Source organism: Desulforamulus reducens MI-1, assembly GCF_000016165.1.
Taxonomy (GTDB): Bacteria; Bacillota; Desulfotomaculia; order Desulfotomaculales; family Desulfotomaculaceae; genus Desulfotomaculum; species Desulfotomaculum reducens.
Genome location: NC_009253.1, coordinates 3,218,861 through 3,238,175 on the forward strand (window position 1 = coordinate 3,218,861; position 19,315 = coordinate 3,238,175).

Below are 19,315 nucleotides of genomic sequence, written 5' to 3' on the forward strand. Positions count from 1 at the left end.
TTACTATACAAATCCCAAAAGTCAAGTTATCCTCTACATATCCATTAGAAAAGTCCTGTCGGTTTCCCAGTAGGACCCTTCCTTTAATATTCTATTACCTTTAAATAGAATTATGCTCGGTTCTGGCAATAATTTCATCCTGTAAGGCTTTACTTAGATTACAAAAATAATCACTGTAACCCGCTACCCGGACAATCAAGTCTCGGTATTGTTCAGGGTTCCGTTGGGCCTCCCGTAGGATTTTAGCATCCACCACATTAAATTGTATATGGTGACCGTCCAACTTAAAATAGGCCCGCACCAAATGAGTTAGTTTGTTAAGACCCTCGTCACCTGCCAGCACCGAAGGAGCAAACTTCTGGTTCAACAGGGTGCCCCCGGTGCGTATGTGATCCATCTTAGCAGCCGATTTAATCACCGCCGTAGGACCTTGACGATCGGCACCCTGAACTGGGGAAATCCCTTCGGATAGTGGTTGCCAGGCCCTTCGGCCATCCGGTGTGGCACCAATCACTGAACCAAAATAAACATGACAGGTGGTTGGCAAAAGGTTAATCCGGTAAACGCCACCCTTGGTATTGCTCCTCCCGTTAACTTCCTGGTAGAAGATATCAAAGATGGTTGTCATTATTTCATCAGCAAAATCATCATCATTGCCGTATTTCGGTGTTTTATTTAGGAGCACCTGACGCACCTTTTCCTGACCGGCAAAGTTTAAGTTTAATGCTTCTAGTAGTTGAGGCATGGTAAAGGTCCCTTGCTCAAAGATATGATATTTTAAGGCAGACAGGCAATCCGTTAGGCTGCCCAAACCAACCCCCTGGATATAGGTGGTATTATAGCGGGCACCACCGTCGTTATAATCTTGCCCCTTGGCAATGCAATCATCAATCAAGATTGAAAGAAAGGGAGCAGGCATATAGGTGGCATATAAACGCTCAATAATGTTGTTGCCTTTTACTTTTATATTCACAAAATAGTTTAGCTGCTGCTGAAAGGCCTCTAATAGCTGGCCAAAGGAATTAAACCCAGTGGGGTCACCGGTTGCAGGACCCAGTTGTCTGCCCGTTCGTGGATCTTGACCGTTATTTAATACCAGTTCCAGAATTTTTACCAGATTGAGATAGCCGGTTAAAATATAGCTTTCCTTGCCAAAGGCCCCTGTTTCCACACAGCCGCTGGCACCGCCAGCACGGGCATCTTCAATGGTTTTCCCCTGGCGCAGTAGTTCTTCAATGATGGCATCGGCATTGAAGATCGAGGGTTGCCCCCAACCTTTGCGAATGATCTGGCAGGCCCGTTTAAGGAAGCGGTCCGGGTTCTTTTTACTGAGTTGAATGTTCGAACTGGGCTGCAGCAGCCTCATCTCATCAATGACATCCAGTACCAGGTAGCTAACCTCATTGACACCATCAGAGCCATCCCGCTTTAAACCGCCGCTGTTGATATTGGCAAAGTCTGTATAGGTACCGCTTTCTTCCGCTGTTACCCCAACTTTGGGTGGGGCCGGTTGGTTATTAAACTTGACCCAAAAACACTGCAGCAACTCCTTAGCCTGATCCTTTGTTAATGTTCCTTCCCGTATCCCCCTTTGATAAAAGGGATTCAGATGCTGATCCAATCTGCCGGGGTTAAAGGCATCCCAGGTGTTTAATTCGGTAATGACACCCAGGTGGACAAACCAGTAGGACTGCAGGGCTTCCCAAAAGTCCCTGGGTGCCTGGGCAGGAACATGGGTACAAACTTCTGCAATGCGTTCCAATTCGGCCCTTCTACCTGCATTTCTTTCCTGGCTCGCCAGTTCCCGGGCCTTTTCCGCATGGCGCTGGGCAAAACGTATGATGGCATCAGCACAAATCCTCATGGCCTTAAGCTGTTCCTGCTTATAGTAGGCCTTAGGGTCATTATAATAGTCCAGCTTTTGAAGGCTTTCAGCAATTTCCCTTTGAAAATCCAAGAAACCCTTGCGATAGATTTTATCGTCCAACACCGTATGACCCGGTGCCCTTTGTTCCATAAATTCGGTAAAAATCCCATGCTCGTAGGCCTGTTTCCACTCCTCGGACATCTCTTGAAAAATTTTATCCCGCATGGATTTTCCCTGCCAAAAGGGTATTATTTCTTCCCGGTAAACTTCCTTTGCTTGGTCACTAACCAAAAAGGGGATTTTCTCCCGATCATTGAGTATTTGTAAGTCCTGCATACTATGACAGCACAGTTCCGGGTAGGTGGGGGAAGCCTGGGGAGCAGGTCCCCTTTCCCCCACAATTAACTCACCGTCATTTATACAGATGGTTTTGTGCTCCATTAAGTATTGAAAGGCTAAGGCCCGTTTAACTGGGGTAGACGTATCTCCGGCATTTTTATAAAAACCCGTTAATAATTGGGCCCTTTCTGTGGATAGCCAGGGCGGGGTTTCTAAACTTTGTTGTTTTAGTGCAGCTACCCTTTCCTTCATGTTTGTTAGCCTCCGATCTTCACATTTAGTCCGTAACTTCTGAATTCCCCTGCTAAGAGCTGCATGGCTTCGTCTGCTGGAGGTTGCGTTTGAGCCAACTGGTAGGGCAAATTCAATCTTTCATATTTGCCCATACCTGTGTTATGGTAAGGAAGTAATTGGACCTCCCAAATATTTTGTAAAGTACTAATAAAACTAGCCATTTGTTCAAGGTTTTCCCTATCATCGTTAATGCCCGGAATTATCGGGATACGGATGATAATATGGGGATGTCGTTGGGAAAGCTTCTGTAAATTGTTTAATATCAGTCGGTTGGATACGCCGGTGAACAATTTGTGTTTCTCATCATCCATCAGTTTTATATCATAAAGGAACAGATCCACCTTTTCAGAGATACTAAGCAGTGTCTCCTCTGCAGTGTAACCGGTGGTATCCACCGCCGTAGCAATTTCTCTATCCTGGCAGGCATCCAGCAAACTATGGAGAAAACTTGGTTGGACCAAGGGCTCGCCACCGGAGAAGGTTACACCACCGCCGGACTCCTCATAAAAAATGCGATCCCTTTCAATCTCCCTTACCACTTCCTCCACCGCAACCCTGCGCCCCACCATTTCCCGGGCCAGGGTTGGACAAACCGCCGCACATTGCCCACACCGCCGACACCTTTCCTTATGGATTCCCCCGGGTAGGATTGCCTGGTTGACACAAGTCTCCACACAGTCGCCACAGCCAATACAACGGTCCGGCCAGAACATTAATTGCGGCTCTGGGTCTTGACTCTCAGGATTGTGGCACCACAGGCATTTTAAGGGGCAGCCCTTAAAAAAGATAGTGGTCCGAATACCCGGGCCATCCCGAATGGAGTATTTCATGATATCAAAGATGCTACCCGTGAGCATGTCATCACCTCAATTGCTGCTGCTTTTTATTCATATTTATAAATGTTCTAAGGATTTCTTTACCCCTGGGGCAGATTCCTTTTGTCCCTTTGCCCTAAAATAAAAAATCCTGGCCGAGGCCAGGATAGTGTATGACAAACTTGTAAGTGTGAAGGGTATTCATGTTAACACCGGCGAAACAACAACGATATCAAAAAGAGAGCATCTTTAGAAAGGGGAGGATCAATTAAACAAACAGGTTCACGTCGGATTCTTCTGCCTCAGCTAAGTAAGAAGCAACCCCGCCGTATTCAATCCCGTCTATGAGTTCCTCCGCCTTAATTCCCATGACATCCATGGACATGGTACAGGCCACCAGCCTAACTCCACTTTTTTGGGCCTGCTGGATTAACTCCTCCAGGGAGGCAATATTTTTCTTCTTCATTATATTGCGAATCATGGTGGGTCCCATGCCGGCCATATTCATTTTGGAAAGTCCCAGTCTCTTGCTGCCCCTGGGCATCATCCAGCCAAACATTCTTTCCATAAAGTTTTTGTTAACCCCAGTGACCACATCTTTTCTAAGGATGTTAAGTCCCCAGAAGGTAAAGAACATGGTAACTTTTCTTCCCATGGAGGCACCACCATTGGCAATGATAAAGGAGGCGATGGCTTTATCCAAATCACTGCTGAAGACAATTAGTGATTTGCCATGGGGTATATCCAGCGGTTTCTGATCATTGCCGCAAGCTTGTGGCTGCGTACTCCCTTTCTTCAGCATCACGCGATACCCTTTGTCGGTTGTTTCTGTCTGCAGCAAGGTGTTGCCGGTTCTGGCACTCCAGGCTTTAACATCCCTGGGAAAGGAGGGGTCCGTGGCCTGAACCTCAAGAATTTCTCCCTCTTGAATTTTTTCCATTTCTTGGTAGACTCTCATAATGGGTCCCGGGCATTGCAGACCACAGGCGTCCACTCGAATGGTCTTTCCCTGCATCTCTGCCGGGGCGGGTATTTGTTCAAACTTGGTCATTTGCTCATCCAAATCAATACCCTCCGCATATTTGTATTCTTCAGCCAGATATATCTCATAACCACCACTAAGGTTATAAACGTCGTAGCCTCGCTGGGCTAAAATTCGGTAGGCTATATATCCCCTGAGACCTACTTTGCAGTAAATAATAATTTTCTTATCCTTAGGTATCTCATCCAGTCTTTGTCGAATATTATCAACGGGCAGGTGAATAGAACCCTCAAAGGAACCGTTCTCATACTCTTCCTTCGTTCGAACATCAAGAATAACATACTCAGCCCGGTTCAGGCTCTGCAAATCCTCCCAATGAAGTATTTTAACATCGCCCTTCAGAATATTTGCTGCTGTGAAGCCTGCCATATTAACCGGGTCCTTGGCCGATGAATAGGGGGGAGCATAGGCCAGTTCCAGTTCCTCCAGGTCATAAACCGTTAGCCCATGCTTGATAGCTGTGGCCAGTACATCAATCCTCTTATCCACACCTTCCCGGCCCACAATCTGAGCACCAAGAATTTTCCCATCCTCCGGTGAAAAGAGAAGTTTAATGGTAAGTATAAAGGCTCCGGGGTAATAGCCCGCATGGGAACCTGAGTGGGTAAAGGATTTCAGATAAGGAATACCTGCTCGCCTTAGTATCTTTTCATTATTACCGGCTGCCGCCGCAGTGACATGAAATACCTTGATGATGGAAGTCCCTAAGGAACCTAAATATTGATCAGTGCCACCACAAATATTGTTGGCAACAATCCGCCCTTGTTTATTGGCCGGCCCTGCCAAAGGTATAATGGCATATTCACCGCTGATACGATCCTTCACTTCGATGGCATCTCCCACCGCATAGATGGCCGGGTCCGAAGTTCTCAGGTGCTCATCCACCCGGATGCCGCCTCTTTCACCAATTTCCAGGCCGGCTTCCTTAGCCAGTTTTGTCTCCGGTCGAACGCCTGCGGCCATGATAACCATGTCCACCTGTTCTTGCTTGCCGCTGCCTAGAATAATCTCAATTTCCCGCTCTCCTTGAAACCTTTGAACAGCATCCTGAAGGACTAGGCGGATACCATTGTCCATTAGTTCCTTTTCAACAATCCTTGCCATCTCTACATCCAGCGGACCCATAACTTGCTCCGCTGCTTCAATAAGCACCACATCAAGACCGGCATGTTTAAGATTCTCTGCCATTTCAATGCCAACATACCCCCCACCGACCACGGCGGCACGTTTAGGCTTTTTTTCCTCAAGCAGACTTTTAATTCTATCAACATCAGCCATATTCCTGAGGGTATAAATGCCCTCCCGTTGAATCCCTGGGATAGGTGGTAAAATGGGATCTGCCCCGGGAGAAAGCACCAAATAATCATAGCTCTCCCGGTAGGTTTTACCCTGGGATAATACTTCAACTTCTTTGGTTTCACGAAGGATCTTAGTCACTTCACTCTTTATACGAATATCAACATTAAATCGTTCCTGCATCCCCTGGACAGTCTGAACCAACAGATTTTCCCGTTCCTTAATGACGCCACCTAGATAATAGGGGAGTCCACAGTTAGCAAAGGAGATGTATTCTCCCCGTTCAAATAAAATAATCTCAGCATCTTCATCCAATCTTCTTAGTCTGGCTGCCGCACTGGCCCCACCGGCAACCCCGCCTACGATTAACACTTTTTTTGTCATCTTCTCAACTCCAAATATTAATATGCTTAGTATTAGATAACTTTTATTAATCGGTACAATTTTATTCAGTTCCAAAATGCTTTGGCAGTACAAAGATACCCCTACTGCTATTCTAAAAACAGTAGATCGCTTTATGATCTGCGTCTTAATATACCGGCCATCTAATTTCCTTCCTTAGCCCCCCACATACCCCTAGGGGTATAGGTATTATAATAAAGATAGCACTCCCATACCAGTTAGTCAATGGGTACTTGGGGAAATAATTGACATGAGTTCATGGAGACTATACACTGATACCATAGGGGGTATAGTAGTTTAAATGGAGGTCTCATAATGCCAACCAATGTTAATGTTGAGCTACAGCAAGAGTTAATGACTCGATTAAAGAAAATTGAGGGACAAGTTCGAGGGATTCACAAAATGATTGCAGATAACCGCAGTTGCAGTGACTTGGTGACACAACTTTCGGCCGTTAAGGCAGCTGTCAATCGAGTGGCCTTCTCTGTATTGGCCTGTCATCTTGCCCACTCAATCCAAGAGAATATGGAGCAAGGCAAAGAAATCAACGACTCTTTGGAGGATTTTATGAAGGTGTTTAAAAAATTCTCTTAGATGCTGTTGATTAATTGACTACTCAAAAGCAAAAACCGTACTTACATATTGCAAGTACGGTTTTTGCTTATTTATTTGATAAGTATTCATCAATTGCCTGCGCCACATTTTTAGAAACCCTAGCAGCCTCAACCACGGTCCTGGCTCCGGTAACCACATCACCGGAGGCAAAAACCCCTTCCCGGGTTGTTCTACCATATTCATCGGTGATAATCAAACCTTTGCCGTTTACATCAATGGCCTTGGTATTACCCACGATAATATCTCGGGGTAGCTGGCTGACCGCAACAATCACCGAGTCTGCCTTTAAGAATCCTTCTTGCTCGGCAGTCACCTGTTCTGGCCCTTGCTCGGTCTCCACCTCCACCCTTTTGGTTTCCAGGTAACGAACACCTTGGTGGGTAAACTCCAGGGGAGTCTTATAAAACTCGAAATGGACACCATCGATTTCAGCAAATTGAATTTCATTTTGTCGGGCAGTCATGTCCTCTCTACCTTGGCGGTAAAGAATATAGACCTCCCTTGCTCCATTCCGTATGGCTGTTCTAGCCGCATCCATGGCCACGTTACCGGCCCCTATTACACAAACCCGCTCACCCAATTGGTAAACTGCCGGGTTTTTCAAATAATCAATGGCAAAATGAACGTGCCCCAGGCTTTCTCCCTTAATTCTTAACCGATTGGGTCTCCATACCCCTGTTCCAATGAATAAAGCCTCATAGCCATCCTGGAACAGATCATCAATAGAAATAATTTTTCCGATCATGGTGTTTGGTCTTATTTTCACACCCATTTCAAAAAGACGTTGCTGCATCTTGTCCATGATGGTTTTAGGAAGTCTGAACTCGGGAATACCGTATCGCAATACCCCACCAATTTTATCGTGGGCTTCAAATATGGTGATACGGTAACCCTTCAGGGCCAGTAAGAAGGCAATGGTAATCCCCGCTGGCCCGGAGCCAATAATACCCACTTGACGGCCCTTTGGTTCGGCGGGCCTAAGATTCATTGAATTTAGATAGTAATTAGAAATATAATGTTCGATGGAGCTAATTTGCACCGGTTCCCCTTTGTTACCAAGTATGCAGTTTCCTTCACATTGGCTTTCGTGGGGACAAACCAGGGAGCATACCACAGAAAGAGGATTGTTTTTAAACAACATATCCCCTGCATCCTTAATGCTGCCATTCAAAAACATCTGAATCATTTGCGGAATGGGGGTCTTAATAGGACAGTGCTCCCTACAACGGGGTTTCTTGCATTGGAGGCATCTTTTTGCAGATTCAATAATATGTGTGTCCATGGTATCCTCCTATAAGAAAGTATTTTTTCTAACTAAAGAATGAATTCTTGCTTTTCTAAACTACACCTAAATATAGTACGACACAACCTGTTTTTTCGTCAACAACGTCATTTACTTGACACTGGGTAGACAATATTTTTTTAGAAAAAAAATGTTGCTACTTAGTAAATCAAGCAATAGCATTAATATATCCTATTCTCGAATGGTTAAGGGGTAACGTATGGTAAAGGTCGTACCCCTTCCTTCTTTAACTGTAAAGGAGATACTGCCCTTCAAATAACGTTCTGTGAGAAGTTTCATACTGTAAGTCCCCAATCCCCTGCTGCCACCCTTGGTAGAAAAAGATCTTTTAAAGACCTGCAGTTGAACATCTCTGGGCATTTCTCTTGGGTTGTTAACCCAAAAATAAATTTCAGCACCAATTTGTTTAACACCCAGGGATACAACATCCCCTGGCTGGGAGGCTTCCAAAGCGTTCTTTACCATATTGCCCAGCACCCTCTTTAAAAGAATCGGGTCACTAACAATGGTAGCCTCTTCTAGGGTTTCTACTACCTCCAGGGTGATTCCCTGGGCCACTGGGTGGTTAACATAATGATCCATCATACTGTTCAAAAGTTCCACTGGATCAAAGGGTTCGGGACTTACCTTTAATTCATTATTTTCTGCACTGAGCAAGTCCCGCTGGTCAAGAATCTCTTCAATTAAAGAACCAGCCACTTCCTCCAAATCCTTCATCAGTTCCTGTTTTTGGGCCGATTCTTTGACGGTTCCCAGCAACTCAACAATGCCACGGAGACTGCCTGCGGTATTCAGAATATCGTGGAAAAAAATTCGTTCTAAGAATTTCCTTCTTTTTTCATGACTAATATCTGTTACAAATACGAGGGTAAAACACTGTCCTTCCAGAGTAAGGGGCTTGGCCGTAAAAAGCAGATCCAGCGAAATAAACTGCCCCTGTTGTTTGACAGTGGCCCTACATTCTCGGGAGGCCCTTTCGCCAGACAGCCCTGCCAAAATGGCCAAAGCAGCACCACAGGACATGCAATGCTCGCTGGTACCACAGCCGGCTTCATTTTCCCAGGCATGTACACAATTTAATACTTCTCCCGGTCTGGCTCCCAAAACACTGCTGGAATCTTCCAAGTTTAACAAATCCACTAAGGCTTTATTACAATAGACAACCTGCCTGTGCTGGTTAAGAATTAAGATAACATTGGGAAATGCATCAAATACAGAATGAACCTCCTGAATCTTTTTTACTACACAGGACTGCTCCAATATCTTATTGAGGGGTAACCGGGCAGCCGGGGCAAAATGGCTAAAGTGGTTTTCAAACAGTAGCTCACTCAACTCTTCCATCCCCCTTAAATACTTTAAGAAGTTAATTTATCATACATAAAGGATTGTTTTTTTCGTCAGGTAACTTAAGAATCTCGTTCTTTTTCCCCATAATCTTCTAAGTTTTTTTATCACCGAAAAGGTTCACAATACCTACAGGAGGTGGTTGTTGTGGTTAAAGAAAATAATCGGCTATCCGGTACAAAGATGCTATTGTTGGGTTCACTCTATGTTGCCGCTCCCTTAGTCGGCTTTCTTATGGGAAGAAAAGATTCCGAAGAAAGAAAAGAACGATACTAACGGTCCATCGCACATGCCGCTCCTTGTTTGAGGAGTGGTATGTTATTTATTGTTATTCGGAAGCCCTTGAGCCATCTCATTGAAATATGCTCGCCTAGAATTATCAATGTGTTCCCTGGCCAACCGTTCCGCCAGTGAACCATCGCCCAGTTTAATGGCTTCAACCAACTGCCTGTGCTCCCGATTGGCTTCCTCAATTCTCCCCGGCAGCCCATAACCTACCTTAGCATAGCGGTTAATATGCTCCACCAGAGTTGTGATCATGGCATAGAGCCTTTGACTGTCCGCCGCCCGGTAAAGCAAATCATTAAATTCTTCATGGGCTTTTTCTAAACTTTCTAAATCGTCTCCGGTAACAAAGCCATCAAGCTGCTCCAAGGCATTGATTAACTGCTCTAGTTGACCAGGCTTTATCTTTTCCGCTGCCATTCGGGCAGCTAACCCTTCCAGTACAGCCCTTATCCTGTAAATCTCCAAAACTTCCATATCTGAAACCTGGGCTACCACCACACCGACCCGAGGCAAATGGGCCACTAACCCTTCCAGTTCGAGCATGCGAAGGGCTTCCCGGACCGGCGTCCGACTAACCCCCAGCAGGTTGGCCAGTTTCCTTTCGACAAGACGTTCCCCGGGCTTTATGTGACCATCCAAGATTGCTTGACGCAATTGTTGGTATACCTTATCTCTAATCTGTGGGTGGGGTACAGCCTCTATCGGTGCCAGCCCAAACTCTGAATTCACCCTCATTCCCCCTTGATATTAACTATTCATCTAACCAACACAAAGCTGGTTCCTTTTTAAAGGTCTTAAGAATCTGTAGCACCATAGGGTTCATAACTACACCTGCCATATATTTTTCTATAAGAATAAAAATTCGTGTTGATTTTTTTATTTCCTTCAGGATTTTTCTTTATGAAGTCTGCCTAAACATAATAAAAAATTCTATAACCCTTTTCTAGATTATTGATATAATAGGCTAAGAAACCTAAAAAGGAGAGAACTGGCTTTCTCCACCCCAAGGGAGTTAACCAGGCCATTTATGAAATTATGTCCCTATGCAGCTCGCCTATATGGCTGTAATGCATTGAAAAGTGCAGGGTACGCTTCCGATACCATAACAGTATCAGAGTCCTGGCGAGACCAATATTGTACTTCAGGAAAGTATCAACAATGTCCAAACCTCAAATCGGCCCATCAAATGAAGGGACAGCGTGGTCACGGTAAAGGTGGTTACCTACCTAACCAACCAAAGGAAATTCCATCCACTGGCTATAATCGGCCTGCCAGCAAGGGGTATGCTACCAATCAGAAGGCCTCTGTGAAAAGCCCCAAAAAGAAGCAGGAGTTTAACCCCGTTCATGCCCACGGCGGAGTCACCCCTCATTTTTGTGAAAAGCCCTGGCGTTCCCCCGATTTGCGCTTTCGGGTTATCCGTTCTTTATTTTACATAAAACCCTGGAAATAATTAAACCCCCTAAACTCCTTTGAGAATCAGGGGGTTGCAGTGCTAATTTAAAAGGTGGTTTAGGTGCAATGATTTATACAAAGGACTTATGTAAAATCTATTCTCAGGGTTCGGAACAACATGCCATATTAAAGGGAATCAGTTTTACTGTTCAACAAGGGGAGTATGTGGCCATCATGGGCGTTTCCGGTTCAGGTAAAACAACTCTGTTAAATATCCTGGGTTGCCTGGATACTCCCACTTCGGGAACCTATTTATTTCATGGACAGGACTTATCCCAATTTACATCTAGGCAATTAGCTAAATTTCGCAATCAACATATTGGCTTTATTTTTCAAAATTATTGTTTACTGCCAAGGGATACTGTCTATAGTAATGTAGAATTGCCCCTATTGTATAGAAACCTTTCCTCTAAAGAACGTAAACACCGCGTGTTAACAGCCCTGGAACAGGTGGGAATGATATCAAAGGCAAAGGCCTTGCCCACACAGCTCTCCGGTGGACAGCGGCAAAAAGTAGCCATTGCCCGGGCCTATGTAGGAAAACCCTCCATCCTTCTGGCCGATGAACCCACAGGAAATTTGGATGCCAAATCCACAGCAGAGGTATTAGCTATTTTTCATTCTTTGCATCAATCGGGAACCTCCATTATCATGGTAACCCATGACCCCCATGCAGCAAAAGCTGCCGGGCGTATTGTTACAATGGACAAAGATCAGGGGAGGTTCCTAGCATGATGTTGAAGATGTTAAAAGTAAGCGTTAAAGGTGTACTTGCTTATAAGCAGCGATCTTTTTTATGTATTCTAGGCATAATGATAAGTGTTGCTTCCATGGTATCCTTACTTTCTTTGATTAACGGTTTTAATAATAGTCTCATTAACCAGATTCAACAGGAGCTTGGCACCCAGCAAATTATCGTTACCCCTGGAAAAATGTTGAATGCCAAGGAAACTATTTTAAACAGCGGTTTAAGCGGAGTCAGTACCTTTCGGGGTTCCAGTAGTACCCTAACAGCAGAAGACGTAGAAGCAGTTTTAGGCAAGTTTGCATCGGTAGAAACCGGGGCACCCCAATATGAGACCTTTAGCCGTGTTGTGCTGCCAACTGTTAAAAATAAGTACCTGGATGTCATCTTGACTGGAACAACTTCGGAATATGCTAACACCTTTCAGTACACTCCGACCGAAGGGCGTTTTTTGGTCAGCGAAGACAACAGGCAGGCTAAAAACGTCGTAGTGCTTGGCCAAACAATTAAAGAAGATCTTCTTGGTGACTCCCAGGCAATCGGTAAGAAACTAAGAATAGCCGGAGAGGACTTTGAAATCGTTGGGGTAATGGACAGAAAGGCCTCCATTGGTTTTAATTTTGATGATCGTATCTATATTCCCGTAGAAACCATGCAACGGTTAACCCATACCCAACATGCAGCCATGCTTATTTTTAAAGCGGCTTCCATACACCATCTGGTTGATGCTGAAAAAAATATTTCTAGAACTATCTCCAGTCGACATCGAGGAGCCGATTTTATCACCATCAAGCCAACCGAAATCATTGCTTTAGTAAATCAAATTATGCTGATGTTAGCTGGTTTAGTAACCTGCGTCACAGGCATATCACTTATTACCGGGGGCATTGGTATCATTAATGTTATGCTGCTCAGCGTCCAGGAACGCACCCGGGAAATTGGCCTAAGAAAAGCTGTGGGAGCTACCAACTGGGAAATCCTAGCTCAATTTCTCACAGAGTCCATTCTTATAAGTTTTATAGGCAGTGCCCTGGGATTATTCATGGCCTATGGCTGTATTAGTCTGATAAACCATAAAATCCCCTTTCTTTCCATTGGCATTCCCCTCTGGATTCTAGAATTCAGTGTCTCCTTTGCCCTGCTGATCGGTATTCTTTTTGGTATATATCCTGCCATCAAGGCCACACGTATCAACCCAATCCAAGCCCTCCGCTATGAATAAGCAAGATAATAATATTTATTGTCATAATAATTGTCATTTTGTTACATAGTTTAAATTTGATATGGAAATATTACTGTGGAAAAATATATTTCATATTTCTCAATGCTCTCACCCTCTTTTGATTTTGCACGTAAAACCACTTTATAACGATTATTGGGTAAAAAGCTGTAAATAGGTGAAATAAAACTTTATTTTCTTTAATCTCCACCGTACCTGTAACATTGTTTTTTTCATTAAGATCGGTAACTTCAACCGTGGCGTCGGAAATTTTCTGATTAATGAGAAATTCAATGGGACGATGAATTGGCACTTGGCTATCACCATTACCTGGATTGGTATTGGTCACTTTTATGCTGGTTGCTGTTGTAAAGTTTACCTCAATCGGAAAATTTTGATTTACTTCTTACATTTTCTTCTATACTACAAATCCTTTCATTTAGAACAACAACGGGGGACGCACTCTGTAGATCCACTGCTTTACCATCACTAATTGTTTTTATTAATAATCGTTCGCCATCAGGTGGTTCATAAGTTGTAACCAAATCCGATAACCTTTTCACAGCAATCACCACATTCCAATTGAAAAGAAATATTACAAAACCGCACTTTTCCCTTATTTTGCATAAATAAATGCAGTGGTCCCGGAGTAGTTAGTTAAAAGCCTTTCCCCTTTTCGTCCGCTTCCCCCTACTTTACTAGCAGCAGAAACAGCCAGGTGTGAGCCATGTGACCGGCAAAGTCTAGCGGAATCACTGGAGTTAGAGTGTTGTTCAGTTGCATCCCCTTGAGCCGGATTCACCAAAACCAACCATAATAGATTACAAAGCAGGTTTCGTTTCATCTTTATCACCTTTCTTATAAGTTACACTTACAAATTTGTTTAACGTAATTCGAGCCCCCCTTAACCGGGGAGCCCGTTCTTTTTATTCCATATTCATTGTGCATTCTTCAGCAGTCATACCGCACTCAGGGCAGTTACCATCCTTCATCATTTCAATATGGGTCTTCCAGTCCGTTCCAACAGATTGTTTCAGGGCAGCCTTGCAATTATTCAACATTTCAACATAATTGCTCCTGTCACTGCTATTGTCGTTAGCGGCAAAAGCGGTAGAAGCAACAAACAAACTAGAAATTAAAGACATTGTAATGATGATTTTTTTCATTTGGGTAACCTCCTGTTTTAATATTGCTTATAGGAGAATGATACAGTAAAAAGTTCACATCCCCGTTACAAAAGTAACACAACTTTGTGATACTTCTGGTCTAATTTATCAAATTTAAGTACAGCCCCTCTAAAATATAGTAGCTATATGGGTATGAAGTAATTACAAATAAAAGGGAACAGGTTCCCACAGTGGGAGCCTGTTCCCTTTTATTTGTCCTTAATATCCTCACGGGTATGGTCTTTTTCGTCACAACAGCTTTTTTTACCGGGCAACTGTCCGGTCGTCCCGTGGTTAGGGTGACTGCGGCCGCCACATCAGCCACCACCTCTGAACATCATCGCTATCATTAAAACAATGAACAGAAGCGGCAGGTAGTTGATAATATTCTCCATACCAAGCCTTCCTTTCAATTCCTAGAAACTCTCTGTGGTAAGTTTAGCCCCTGCATTTTAAGACAGGGGCTATGTAGTTATCTACTTATTATCACTTTTATTGTCGTCCATATTCATTTTTCTGTGATCCATGTTTTTCATGTCACCGTTCATGTTGTTCATATCCTGGGACTGCTGGGTTTTTTGGTTGTCTCCAGAGCCAGTGTTTTTGTCAGTTCCGCCGCAACCTGCTAATAAGAGGCTAAGGGTCAGTAAAGTAACGATACCGAGGACATGTATTTTTTCATCGTGAACAACCTCCGTCTTTGATAAATATCCTTTTATGCTTCCTGATGGGCATGGCCATCAGCGCTTTCCATATTGATAAACTGCCCGTGCCAGGTGTGGTACCAAACTTGACCGGTGGCACTGTTGACACTGAGCATGCCAGCAATTTTTCCGTCTTTAAGGGTATGCAGAGTGTAGTACCCATAAAACTCATGGGGTTCCGCCGCTGTCTCTCTGGTACTCTCGCGGACTAAAAACTCATTGGCCAACTTTACCGCATTCTCCGCTGAAACCATAGGTTTGCCACTCGTTGCACCGGCCCCCATCATGCCTCCCATGTGGCCATATTTCACATTCCACATCATATTAGGTCCCATTTCCGGGCTGAGGGAACCGGTACGCTTATCCAAAATAAACTCGTGGGCATACTTGCCACTTTGGTCCTCCCTGGTCTCCACATAAAAGTGGGTGTCAAACTCCATCAGTTCCGCCAGGGAAATGCCTTCCATTCCCGAAGTTTTTAGATAATCATTAACCAATTCCTTTGCCGTTTCTAAATCTACCGGCTCTTTCAGGTCAACACCGCCGCTACCCATCATGTTGCCGTGCATGCCCATCATGGAAGAACTCATCATTCCCATTCCGGGAATTCCCTGTCCCATTCCCCCGACTCCAAAATTTCCTCTCCAGTTGCCCCAAGAAAGAACAGGTATGGATAACAAAAGGACCCCGATTAACAATCCTGATACCAACAGCTTATTGTTCAACACGCTCCCCTCCTTTACTTCGTGGCTTTATAATAACAGCCAAGTTTTACAAAAGTAGCACAACAGTTTGACGTTTTTGTAATAATTTTGCCGCAAAATGGAAATAAGAGGTGTTCCATATCTCCTTAAAATTAAGATTAGTCTTGCAAAACAAGGGCCATGAAATATTACAAAAATGTGATATCCCCGTAACAGCAATGTAACAACTGTAGTGTATGCTAAACCTAGGGACTTCCATATTACCTTTCATGATTGCCCTTAATAAGGGCACATTTTTTAAATCAACCCTTATGAGAACGATAGAAAAACTTGAAGGAGGAATGTAAACATGCCAATGATGTACGGCGGCTATGGTATGGGATGGTTTGGGGGGATATTTATGATGTTGATCCCGTTGGCTCTGTTAGGTCTGGTTGTCTATTGGGCAGTAAATTCCGGGGTAAAAAATGCCCTTAAAGAAGGTTCCTCGTCCGGCGCCCTGGATATTTTGAAGTCCAGATATGCCCGGAACGAGATAACTGAAGATGAGTACAAAAAACTTAAAGAAGAATTATCTCGATAGTATCCGGTATTGAAACTGTTGTCTCCATCGTGGAGAAAACGTCGCTTCCTTTCAGATGCTCCACGCCACGCGGACCAATTGAACCAAATGGTTAGAGAGTTACATCAATTGATTGGCAAATTTAAGATATAGTAAAGTAAATAATAAGAAGCTAGTCCGCTCTGTGGTTAGCTTCTTATTATTTGAATGAATTGCATAATTGCTAATCCAGAAAAACGTGAATCCAAGAGTACAAAATAGCTTAATTTTTTAGTAGGAAGATGGTGAGCACCAGGCAGACCCGTAGGGGCAATCACATTTGCCCATTACATGCGGGCACCTATATTTATTGGTTCCAGCCTTTGCATCACTTCCCCAGAACACCATTCTTTGCCCCATTGAGCATATAGGGGTTCCATCAAAGTCACAGCCTTCAGGATGGTCCTTAGAGCCTCGGGAGTTAATGGGGATAATTGCTTGAGCATTGAAGTCGTTCATTACTACAGAGTAGATGTCTTTACTGTCATAGCCCATATCCATGGTATAGTATTTAGGTTTTTTTGAGTCTTCCAAGGCCTTGTTTACTAATTCGATTAAAGGTATTGCCATCTTAGCATCATGGGTATTAGCAGGTGTAACCATAATAGCAATTGGTAGTTCACTATGGCAATCAACTGCAACGTGAGCTTTATATCCAAACCAGGATATTTGGTTACCATGAGTATCCCTTTTAGCACCCCAGTTTGCAGTTTTGTCACCCTGCAAATCCTTTTTAGGCTTGGATTTTTCATACGCATCTATTTTGCTAAAATAATAAAATAACCTTATTCAAGGTCTTGAAATGGGTGCAGACGATTGTGTTGGTAAACCTGTTCCCCACCTATCCTTTACTCTTATGCTACACTGCACTGATTCACCGGCAGCACGATGTTAAAAGAAGTCCCTTCGTTTAACTTACTTTCAACATAAATCTGCCCCCCGTGGGCCTCCACTATTTTTTTGACAATGGCCAACCCCAGACCGGTCCCCCCCTGTGTTCTGCTACGGGACTTATCCGCTTTATAAAATCTTTCCCAAATCATGGGTAAATCCTCCGGGGATATGCCTACTCCGGTATCACGGATACGGATGTGTACCTGATTAGCTTTGCTGGTGACATAAATGAATATTTTACCCCCCTCAGGTGTATGGCGTACTGCATTGTCAATTAGGTTAATCAACACCCGTTCCATCCGGTCACTGTTGCAGGTAACCGGGAGTAATCTTTTCTCCAGGTTTAGCTTGAGGTTAACACCCTTTTGTTCAACCAACTGGTTTAATTTGCCTAACACCCGGTAGATGAGAACTTTTAAATCACAGGGTTCTTTATCAAAATCAAAGTGCCCCTCTTCCATACGTTTCAAGTCCAGAATTTCATTAACCAGCCGTTTCAAACGATTTATTTCATCCAGGATATTGCCCAGGTATGTCTCCCTTTCCTTTTCATCCTTTACCAGACCATCCAACATGGTTTCTGTAAAACCCTGCATGATGGCCAGGGGAGTTTTGATTTCATGGGCCACATTGCTAACGAACTCCCGGCGGATCTGTTCCTGGGCCTCCAGTTGAGTGATTTTTTCTTGCAGCCGGGAGGACAGGGTATTGAGAGAGTCAGACAACAGTCCAATCTCATCTTTAGACCGGATATCCACCCGGTGCTGGTAGTTACCGCTGGCCATCTCCAGGGCCACCTTGTTCATCTTTACCAAAGGCCGGGAGATGATCCGAGAGAAGACCAGACTTAACAGGGCGGCTAGAATAATCCCCCCAACGGCAGTGTAAATAATCAGCATTTGCAGGTGTTTAAGTTCACTTGCCAGGGGTTCTAAAGGTGCGTGGATAATGACCGCCCTGTTCACATTGTCATGATCCTTGAAGGGGATACCCACCGATAACACATCGGTTTTAAAGAAAGGGTTATTGCCCTTGTGTACCACCGCTTGGCCCTGGTACAGTCTTTCTATATCTTCCATGCTCATAGGGCCGTGGTGGGGATTATTCATATCCATCGGCATATTCTTTGTGCTCATTCCCATTCCCTGGCACTGCATAACAATGCCCTTTTTGTTTAAAATCATTACATTAGCATTATAGAGTTCGGCAATCAGGGCTGCCTTGTTGTCCAGGGCAACGGGATCCTGCTCCAAACGAGCTATTTCTGCTACCTTATTACCTAGGGCTTTAAACTGCCTGGCCTGCTGCTCATAGTACAGACCCTCCATAAAGCTGGTCTGGACTGCACCAGCAATCCCAATAACTACCAGCACCAAAATGGTCATGATGACCCAGAGTTTGGTGACAATGTTGTTTAGCTTCATGCTTCCACCTCAAATTTATATCCAACGCCCCAGACGGTTTTAATGAAGTTCCCGGCACCGGCGGCCCTAAGTTTGTCCCTCAGCCGGTTGACGTGGGTGTCAACGGTCCTCACATCACCGTAATAGTCAAAGCCCCAGACCTCCTCCAAAAGCTGCTCACGGCTGTAGGATCGCCCGGTAGACTTGGCCAACAGTGCCAGGAGTTCGAACTCTTTGGGAGTCAGGGTGATAGGCTTATCCTTGACCAGTACTTCCCGACTGATTAAATCCATACACATACCAGGGAATTTTAATAGATGCCCCTCTTTTTTCTCTTCGGTACCCACACGGCGCAGAACCGCCTTAATCCTAGCCACTAATTCCCGGGGACTAAAGGGCTTGCCCATATAGTCATCAGCTCCAAACTCTAAGCCCAAAATACGATCCACCTCGTCATTTTTGGCCGTCAGCATAATGATGGGAACCTTGGAAACCTTGCGTATTTCCTGGCATACCGTTATGCCGTCCATCTTTGGCATCATGACATCCAGCACGATTAAATCCCAGGACTCGGCTTTAAACTTCCGCAGAGCTTCCTCGCCGTCCAACGCTTCCTCCACATAGTATCCTTCATTGGTTAAATAAATGCCAATAACCTGGCGAATTTTATCTTCATCATCCACAACCAGAACTCTTAACCGGCTCATGACAATACCTCCTTTAATACATGCCCTCCAGCAGAAATAGGGGTTGGTTACTGTGTCTATAGTAAAGCTAAAAACAAACCCTTGTCAAAGCATTCAAATGATTATCACAAAA

The 19,315-nt window shown here is 44.3% G+C and carries 19 protein-coding genes and 1 pseudogene; 6 read left to right on the plus strand and 14 right to left on the minus strand.

Annotated elements, in window-relative coordinates:
* Positions 1–100: 100 nt before the first annotated feature.
* From hypD to DRED_RS15805, 3 genes are all read right to left on the minus strand, one after another.
* On the minus strand, positions 101–2,458 hold the full coding sequence (hypD, locus tag DRED_RS15795) for a trans-4-hydroxy-L-proline dehydratase (RefSeq protein WP_011879259.1): 2,358 nt from the start codon (positions 2,456–2,458) through the stop codon (positions 101–103).
* 5 nt (positions 2,459–2,463) lie between these two features.
* The gene (locus tag DRED_RS15800) at positions 2,464–3,357 is read right to left on the minus strand and encodes a glycyl-radical enzyme activating protein (RefSeq protein ID WP_011879260.1); all 894 of its coding nucleotides are present in this window, start codon (positions 3,355–3,357) and stop codon (positions 2,464–2,466) included.
* 226 nt (positions 3,358–3,583) lie between these two features.
* On the minus strand, positions 3,584–6,037 hold the full coding sequence (locus DRED_RS15805; RefSeq protein WP_011879261.1) for a DsrE/DsrF/DrsH-like family protein: 2,454 nt from the start codon (positions 6,035–6,037) through the stop codon (positions 3,584–3,586).
* A gap of 333 nt (positions 6,038–6,370) precedes the next feature.
* On the opposite strand from DRED_RS15805, the gene DRED_RS15810 reads away from it, so the two are divergent.
* Positions 6,371–6,649, plus strand: coding sequence for a metal-sensitive transcriptional regulator (locus DRED_RS15810; protein WP_011879262.1), 279 nt, complete (start codon positions 6,371–6,373; stop codon positions 6,647–6,649).
* Positions 6,650–6,716: 67 nt separating this feature from the next.
* Here the strand turns inward: DRED_RS15810 and DRED_RS15815 are convergent, their stop codons facing one another.
* Both DRED_RS15815 and DRED_RS15820 read right to left on the minus strand, forming a co-directional pair.
* On the minus strand, positions 6,717–7,952 hold the full coding sequence (locus DRED_RS15815; protein ID WP_011879263.1) for an NAD(P)-dependent oxidoreductase: 1,236 nt from the start codon (positions 7,950–7,952) through the stop codon (positions 6,717–6,719).
* 192 nt (positions 7,953–8,144) lie between these two features.
* Complete coding sequence (locus tag DRED_RS15820; protein ID WP_011879264.1) at positions 8,145–9,305, minus strand: PAS domain-containing sensor histidine kinase; 1,161 nt, start codon at positions 9,303–9,305, stop codon at positions 8,145–8,147.
* Positions 9,306–9,464: 159 nt separating this feature from the next.
* Between DRED_RS15820 and DRED_RS19635 the strand changes: the two genes are divergently transcribed.
* Entirely contained in the window at positions 9,465–9,593 is a 129-nt protein-coding gene (locus tag DRED_RS19635; RefSeq protein ID WP_274376898.1) for a hypothetical protein, read from the plus strand.
* Positions 9,594–9,635: 42 nt separating this feature from the next.
* Here the strand turns inward: DRED_RS19635 and DRED_RS15825 are convergent, their stop codons facing one another.
* A complete protein-coding gene (locus DRED_RS15825) occupies positions 9,636–10,334 on the minus strand; it encodes a GntR family transcriptional regulator (RefSeq protein WP_011879265.1) in 699 nt (232 codons plus the stop codon).
* Positions 10,335–10,632: 298 nt separating this feature from the next.
* On the opposite strand from DRED_RS15825, the gene DRED_RS15830 reads away from it, so the two are divergent.
* The 3 genes from DRED_RS15830 to DRED_RS15840 all read left to right on the plus strand — a co-directional run bounded on the left by DRED_RS15830 (position 10,633) and on the right by DRED_RS15840 (position 13,027).
* On the plus strand, positions 10,633–11,058 hold the full coding sequence (locus tag DRED_RS15830) for a hypothetical protein (RefSeq protein WP_011879266.1): 426 nt from the start codon (positions 10,633–10,635) through the stop codon (positions 11,056–11,058).
* A gap of 68 nt (positions 11,059–11,126) precedes the next feature.
* The gene (locus tag DRED_RS15835; protein WP_011879267.1) at positions 11,127–11,795 is read left to right on the plus strand and encodes an ABC transporter ATP-binding protein; all 669 of its coding nucleotides are present in this window, start codon (positions 11,127–11,129) and stop codon (positions 11,793–11,795) included.
* Positions 11,792–13,027 (plus strand): ABC transporter permease, encoded by a 1,236-nt coding sequence (locus DRED_RS15840; protein WP_011879268.1) that lies wholly within the window; start codon positions 11,792–11,794, stop codon positions 13,025–13,027. Before DRED_RS15835 ends, DRED_RS15840 begins: the two co-directional genes overlap by 4 nt.
* A 70-nt stretch (positions 13,028–13,097) precedes the next feature.
* On the opposite strand, the gene DRED_RS15845 is transcribed toward DRED_RS15840, so the two are convergent.
* From DRED_RS15845 to DRED_RS15870, 5 genes are all read right to left on the minus strand, one after another.
* Positions 13,098–13,373 carry a hypothetical protein gene (locus tag DRED_RS15845; RefSeq protein ID WP_011879269.1) on the minus strand — a complete coding sequence of 92 codons (276 nt, stop codon included), beginning with the start codon at positions 13,371–13,373 and terminating at the stop codon, positions 13,098–13,100.
* 31 nt (positions 13,374–13,404) lie between these two features.
* Positions 13,405–13,587, minus strand: coding sequence for a hypothetical protein (locus DRED_RS15850; protein ID WP_041274676.1), 183 nt, complete (start codon positions 13,585–13,587; stop codon positions 13,405–13,407).
* A 53-nt stretch (positions 13,588–13,640) separates the two neighbouring features.
* Positions 13,641–13,868, minus strand: a complete 228-nt coding sequence (locus tag DRED_RS15855; RefSeq protein WP_041274677.1) for a hypothetical protein — start codon at positions 13,866–13,868, stop codon at positions 13,641–13,643.
* Between the two features lie 82 nt (positions 13,869–13,950).
* Entirely contained in the window at positions 13,951–14,190 is a 240-nt protein-coding gene (locus tag DRED_RS15860; RefSeq protein ID WP_011879270.1) for a hypothetical protein, read from the minus strand.
* Positions 14,191–14,905: 715 nt separating this feature from the next.
* Complete coding sequence (locus DRED_RS15870; RefSeq protein WP_041274679.1) at positions 14,906–15,619, minus strand: hypothetical protein; 714 nt, start codon at positions 15,617–15,619, stop codon at positions 14,906–14,908.
* A gap of 328 nt (positions 15,620–15,947) precedes the next feature.
* Here DRED_RS15870 and DRED_RS15875 point away from each other — a divergent pair, with 328 nt between their 5' ends.
* Positions 15,948–16,181, plus strand: coding sequence for an SHOCT domain-containing protein (locus tag DRED_RS15875; protein ID WP_041274680.1), 234 nt, complete (start codon positions 15,948–15,950; stop codon positions 16,179–16,181).
* Between the two features lie 252 nt (positions 16,182–16,433).
* On the opposite strand, the pseudogene DRED_RS15880 reads toward DRED_RS15875, so the two are convergent.
* The 3 genes and pseudogenes from DRED_RS15880 to DRED_RS15890 all read right to left on the minus strand — a co-directional run.
* A pseudogene (locus tag DRED_RS15880) lies at positions 16,434–16,967 on the minus strand (IS1182-like element ISDre5 family transposase); the annotation flags it as partial.
* Between the two features lie 86 nt (positions 16,968–17,053).
* A complete protein-coding gene (locus tag DRED_RS15885) occupies positions 17,054–18,517 on the minus strand; it encodes a sensor histidine kinase (RefSeq protein WP_011879274.1) in 1,464 nt (487 codons plus the stop codon).
* Positions 18,514–19,203 carry a response regulator transcription factor gene (locus DRED_RS15890; RefSeq protein WP_011879275.1) on the minus strand — a complete coding sequence of 230 codons (690 nt, stop codon included), beginning with the start codon at positions 19,201–19,203 and terminating at the stop codon, positions 18,514–18,516. Before DRED_RS15890 ends, DRED_RS15885 begins: the two co-directional genes overlap by 4 nt.
* Positions 19,204–19,315 lie beyond the last annotated feature (112 nt).

Excerpts from the sequence above, each read along its gene's own strand:
- hypD (WP_011879259.1), bottom strand. The coding sequence starts at position 2,458 with ATGAAGGAAAGGGTAGCTGCACTAAAACAACAAAGTTTAGAAACCCCG.
- DRED_RS15800 (WP_011879260.1), bottom strand. The coding sequence starts at position 3,357 with ATGCTCACGGGTAGCATCTTTGATATCATGAAATACTCCATTCGGGAT.
- DRED_RS15805 (WP_011879261.1), bottom strand. The coding sequence starts at position 6,037 with ATGACAAAAAAAGTGTTAATCGTAGGCGGGGTTGCCGGTGGGGCCAGT.
- DRED_RS15810 (WP_011879262.1), top strand. The coding sequence starts at position 6,371 with ATGCCAACCAATGTTAATGTTGAGCTACAGCAAGAGTTAATGACTCGA.
- DRED_RS15815 (WP_011879263.1), bottom strand. The coding sequence starts at position 7,952 with ATGGACACACATATTATTGAATCTGCAAAAAGATGCCTCCAATGCAAG.
- DRED_RS15830 (WP_011879266.1), top strand. The coding sequence starts at position 10,633 with ATGAAATTATGTCCCTATGCAGCTCGCCTATATGGCTGTAATGCATTG.
- DRED_RS15835 (WP_011879267.1), top strand. The coding sequence starts at position 11,127 with ATGATTTATACAAAGGACTTATGTAAAATCTATTCTCAGGGTTCGGAA.
- DRED_RS15840 (WP_011879268.1), top strand. The coding sequence starts at position 11,792 with ATGATGTTGAAGATGTTAAAAGTAAGCGTTAAAGGTGTACTTGCTTAT.
- DRED_RS15855 (WP_041274677.1), bottom strand. The coding sequence starts at position 13,868 with ATGAAACGAAACCTGCTTTGTAATCTATTATGGTTGGTTTTGGTGAAT.
- DRED_RS15860 (WP_011879270.1), bottom strand. The coding sequence starts at position 14,190 with ATGAAAAAAATCATCATTACAATGTCTTTAATTTCTAGTTTGTTTGTT.
- DRED_RS15875 (WP_041274680.1), top strand. The coding sequence starts at position 15,948 with ATGCCAATGATGTACGGCGGCTATGGTATGGGATGGTTTGGGGGGATA.
- DRED_RS15885 (WP_011879274.1), bottom strand. The coding sequence starts at position 18,517 with ATGAAGCTAAACAACATTGTCACCAAACTCTGGGTCATCATGACCATT.
- DRED_RS15890 (WP_011879275.1), bottom strand. The coding sequence starts at position 19,203 with ATGAGCCGGTTAAGAGTTCTGGTTGTGGATGATGAAGATAAAATTCGC.